Source organism: Curtobacterium uvaldense (assembly GCF_028307415.1).
Classification (GTDB): Bacteria; Actinomycetota; Actinomycetes; order Actinomycetales; family Microbacteriaceae; genus Curtobacterium.
In genome coordinates this window covers 1-4,533 of sequence record NZ_JAQMHU010000058.1, presented here as the reverse complement: position 1 = coordinate 4,533, position 4,533 = coordinate 1, and the positions used below count along the sequence as shown (strand labels likewise).

The window sequence follows — 4,533 nt, the reverse complement described above, 5'->3', positions numbered from 1 at the left end:
CAAAAGAATATATATCTACCTGGGTGGGTGTGTGTATTATAATAATACCACACCCCCCGCGCGCCCCCCCCCCCCCCCCCCCCCGGCCGGGCCCCCCGCCGTCAGGCGTGCGCGGCGAGGAACGCGTCGGTCTCCGCGGCCGTCGGAGCCGTCGCCGGCCCCCGCCGTGTCACCGCGAGTGCCGCCGCGGCATTGGCACGCCGGACCGCGTCGACCAGCGAGAGCCCGCGCGCCAGGGCAGCGACGAGCACGCCGCCGTGGGCGTCACCCGCGCCGTTCGAGTCCACCGCGTCGACGGGGAACCCGGGCACCAGGACCGGGGCGCGCCCCGGCTCGGCGACCCAGCAGCCCGCTGCGCCGTCACGGGCCAGCGCGGTGCCGCGGGCGGACGCGGCGATCGCCGCGACCGCCTCGGGGAGTCCCGCGGCGGTCGGTGCCATGAGCCGTGCCTCCCGGCCGTTGGCGCTGACCACGTCCGCGCGCGCCGTGACGGGGCCGAGCACCGCCGGGGGCAGCGTGTCGACCAGCGGTGACGGGTCGAGCACGACACGGACGGAGTCGGGCACCGTCGTCAGCCAGTCGGCGATGGCCGGACCGTTGACGGCGTGCGCGAGGCCGTAGCCGGAGACGACGACCGTGTCGTCCGGCCGGAGCGCGACGCGGTCGAGGTCCGCGCGGCCGAGCCGGCCCTCGGCGCCGACGCTCGTCACGAAGGTGCGCTCGGTGGAGGCGTCGACGAGTGCGACGCAGTACCCGCTGTCGACGTCGTCGAGCCCGGGCTGCAGGACCTCGACGCCCGAGTCGACGAGCGCCGCCCGGACGACGTCGCCGAACGGCCCGGTGCCGTACTGCCCGGCGAACACCACGGGCAGGCCGTCGCGGACGGCGGCGACCATCGTGTTGAGCCCGCCGCCCGCGGTGATCTCCGACGCCGAGGCGATGACGTCCCCGCCGGGCTCGGGGATCGCGTCCACGCGCATGACGATGTCGACGACGACGTTGCCGACCGAGACGAGGCGGCTCACGCGCGCTCCTCGGGAGCGTGCAGCTGGCCGCGGGCACCGCCGGTGAGCAGGTACACGAGGGCGGCGACGACGAACGTCACGATCCACCCGAGGCCGTTCTCGCCGATCCAGCTGTCCGAGAGTGCTCCGACGAACACGGGGTCCGCGTCGCCGACCTGCACCGAGGTGAAGAGGAAGCCGACGACGATCGCGACGACCCAGGCGGCGAGGGCGCCCCAGGCGACGCCGCCGCGGTACCAGTAGCGGCCTCCGGCGCGCAGGTCGAGCAGCGCGGCCGGGTCGTACCAGCGTCGCTTCGCCATGTCGGCGATGAACACCCCGAGCCAGGCGGTGATCGGCACCGCGAGCACCGAGATGAACGTGATGAAGGGCGCGTAGAAGCCGTCGGCGACGAGCATGAAGTACATCGCGCCGAGGGTCGTGACGACCACGTCGACGGCGACCGCCCACACGCGGGGCACCTTGATGCCGAGGGTCAGCGTGGTGAGGCTCGCCGAGTACACCGACAGGTGGTTCGACAGCAGCAGTCCGCCGAAGGCCGCGACCAGGTACGGGATCGCCATCCAGCTCGGCAGCAGGTCGCGGATCGCCGCCACCGGGTCACCGGCCTGCGCGAGGGTGGGGTCGCCGGCGGAGACGAGGGCGCCGAGACCGACCAGGACCACGAGGGGGATGCCCGCGCCGGCGGCGCTGGCGCTGATCAGGGCGCCCGCCTTCACCGAGGTGCGCGTGTACCGGGCGATGTCCGCACCGGCGGTCGCCCACCCGATGCCGGTGCCCGCGGCGATGGTGCCGATGCCGATCACCATCGCGGCGACCGGGCCCGCGGGCTGCGACCCGACGACGTCCCAGTCGACACGGAGCACCAGGAACACGGCGACGAAGACGTTGAGGGCGCCGAACACCCACGTCGCCCACTTCTGCACGGCGACGATGAACGCGTGGCCGAGCCCGGAGACGAGCACGGTCGCGACGACGAACACGAGGATGGCGACGATCGTCAGCACCGGGTTCGCCTTCGCGTCGCCGTCGGTGCCGAACAGGATCGTGAAGAGCGACAGCAGCACGAAGGCCGCGGTCGTCGTGTTCACGGTCTCCCACCCGAGGCGGGAGAGCAGTGACACCGCGGTCGGACCGATGTTCCCGCGCACGCCGAACACCGCGCGGCTCAGGGTCAGACCGGGAGCCCCGCCGCGGCGTCCGGCGATGGAGATCACCCCGACGACCGCGAAGGACCCGGCGGCGCCGATCACCGCGACGACGAGCGCCTGCCAGATCGTCAGCCCCTGGAACGCCACGAGCGTCGCACCGAGGGGGAGCCCGAGGATCGAGATGTTCGCGGCGAACCAGACCCAAAACAGGGCCCCGGGGGCGCCGTTCCGCTCGTCGTGGGGCACGGGCTCGATGCCGCGCTGTTCGACGCTCGTCAGCGTGCCGCTGGAGAGCGTGCCGCCGGAGCGCGTGGTGGTGTCCTGGGCCATGGGGTCCTCTTACGTCATCGGAAGGGTGCTGCGGGGGAGGTGGGGTGCTGCGGGGGAGGTGAGGGTGCGGCGGGGGAGCGAGGTGCTCCCGGGGAGGGGTGGTGACCGGGCGGCGGCGGAGGGGGGACCGCCGCCGTCCGGCGTCGGGTCAGGCCCGGTGACGGAGCGCGAGCAGTCCGTCGACCAGCGGGCCGAGCTCGAGGTGGTTCACGGCCGTCACGGTGGTGACCGCGTCGACGGGCCAGGCGTCCGGACCGTGCACGGCACCGAGCACGGCACCGGCCATCGCGGCGATGGTGTCCGTGTCGCCGCCGATCGACGCGGCCGTGCAGAGCGTCTGCCAGGGGTCGAGGTCGAGCGCCACGAGGGCGAGCGCTGCGACGACCGACTCCTGGCTGGCGACGCTCGTGCCGACGAGCTGCGACACGGTGTCGATCCGCTCGTCGGCGGGGACGGTCGGCAGGAAGTCGCGCGCCCAGGTCGTCCTCGCAGCGATGTCCGCGCCCGCGACCCAGTGGCCGCGGGCCGCGCCGATCGTGGCGGCCGCGACCGCGGCGTCGAGCGCCTCGGGCCGGGAGGCGCCGCCGACACCCGCGCTCACGGCGGCGGCGACGGCGCTCGCCCCGGCGATGCCGATCCCCGTGTCGTGGGTGACGCGCGACGCGTCCTGCACGGCGTCGACCAGACGGACGAGGTCACCGGAGGGCACGGCGATCCCGACCGGCGCGATCCGCATCGCGGCGCCGTTCGTCGTCCCCGTCGACCCGGCCTCGGACGCCGGGACGCCGTCGAGGATGCGCTGCACGGCCGTCTTCGTGCTGGGGCCGAGCAGGTCGAGCGAGCCCTTGGCCTCCATCGCGCGTTCCCAGGCGATGAGCGCCTCGGCGAAGCGGCTGGGGTCGATGTGCCCGTCACCCTCCACGAGCAGCTCGGCGACCATGACCGCCTGCTCGGTGTCGTCGGTGATCGTGCCCGCGGGCATGCCGGCGGCGATCCGCTGGTGCGGTCCGGCGTCGACGAACCCGGAGATCGTGCCGTGGTCGGCTCGGATCTGCGCGAGGGACATCGACTGCGTGGGCATGCCGAGGGCGTCGCCGATCGCGAGGCCGGTCAGGGCGGCGAGGGCGTGGGTCTGGTCGTTCACGGTGTCCTGTCGGGTCGTCATCGTGCGGTCCCGAAGCGCATGTGCAGGCGGAAGCGGTCCGGGTCGAGGAGGCTGTCGACGCGCTCGACGAACGCGCCCTGGGCGGTGCGCGAGTCACGTCGGCTCCGGAGGAACGGGGTCCCCTCGGCGCGGTCGAGCAGGCGGGCGTCCTCGGCGTCGAGGGGCACGACGTCGACCCACTGCTCGGCGCTCGCCGGCACGAGGCCGGCCTCGGCGATGGTCGCCGTGAGCGAGTCCTCGACCAGTCCGTCGGTCGGTGCTGCGGCCAGACGGCCGACGGCGGGCAGGATGCTCCGCTCGAGCGACACCGGCCGCCCGCCCACGACGGTGCGCAGACGGTCGACCGCGACGAACGCCGCGTCCGCCGCGTCCACCTCGGCCTGGAGGCCCGGGTCGTCCACGCGGGCGAGTCGCAGGATGCGGGTGGTCACCTCGGTGCCCGAGGCGGCGATCGACCGCGCCCAGCCACCCCGCGGGTCGAGGGCGGCGCCGTCGAACGTGACGACCGAGCCGACGCCCCCGTGGGTCGAGATGTACTCGTCGTCGGCCAGGTCGGCGAGGGCGGCGCGGACGGTGCCGCGGCTCACCGCGAAGCGGGCGGCGAGGTCGTGCTCGCCGGGCAGGCGCTCACCGGCGCGGTACCGGCCCGTCGCGATCGCGTCGCGGAGGGCGTCGGCGACGAGGCGTCGCTTCGATGAGACCGGCATGGACAGGAGTGTACATGTACAGCGCCTGTCCAGTCACCGAGGCGATCACACGAGGACGGGAGGGGGGGGGGGGGGGGGGGGGCGGCCGGCCCCCCCCCCCCCCCGGGGGGGGGGGGGGGGTTGCCGCTCGGGGGGGCCCCGGCCGCCGCCCCCCC

Annotated in this window: 4 protein-coding genes; all 4 read right to left on the bottom strand. The window is 74.7% G+C overall.

All coding sequences use genetic code 11. The features are described from left to right. Positions 1-101: 101 nt before the first annotated feature. A complete protein-coding gene (locus PIJ49_RS16810) occupies positions 102-1,025 on the bottom strand; it encodes a PfkB family carbohydrate kinase (protein WP_209684538.1) in 924 nt (307 codons plus the stop codon). Next, a complete protein-coding gene (locus tag PIJ49_RS16805; protein ID WP_271827131.1) occupies positions 1,022-2,506 on the bottom strand; it encodes a purine-cytosine permease family protein in 1,485 nt (494 codons plus the stop codon). The genes PIJ49_RS16810 and PIJ49_RS16805 overlap by 4 nt, the downstream gene beginning before the upstream one ends. Before the next feature lie 148 nt (positions 2,507-2,654). Further along, complete coding sequence (locus PIJ49_RS16800; protein ID WP_271827130.1) at positions 2,655-3,671, bottom strand: ADP-ribosylglycohydrolase family protein; 1,017 nt, start codon at positions 3,669-3,671, stop codon at positions 2,655-2,657. Further along, the gene (locus PIJ49_RS16795; protein ID WP_066651529.1) at positions 3,668-4,378 is read right to left on the bottom strand and encodes a GntR family transcriptional regulator; all 711 of its coding nucleotides are present in this window, start codon (positions 4,376-4,378) and stop codon (positions 3,668-3,670) included. Before PIJ49_RS16795 ends, PIJ49_RS16800 begins: the two co-directional genes overlap by 4 nt. Positions 4,379-4,533: the final 155 nt, after the last annotated feature.

What these genes read in the sequence shown, in the direction of transcription:
- PIJ49_RS16805 (WP_271827131.1), bottom strand. Translation starts at nt 2,506, where the DNA reads ATGGCCCAGGACACCACCACGCGCTCCGGCGGCACGCTCTCCAGCGGC.
- PIJ49_RS16795 (WP_066651529.1), bottom strand. Translation starts at nt 4,378, where the DNA reads ATGCCGGTCTCATCGAAGCGACGCCTCGTCGCCGACGCCCTCCGCGAC.
- PIJ49_RS16800 (WP_271827130.1), bottom strand. Translation starts at nt 3,671, where the DNA reads ATGACGACCCGACAGGACACCGTGAACGACCAGACCCACGCCCTCGCC.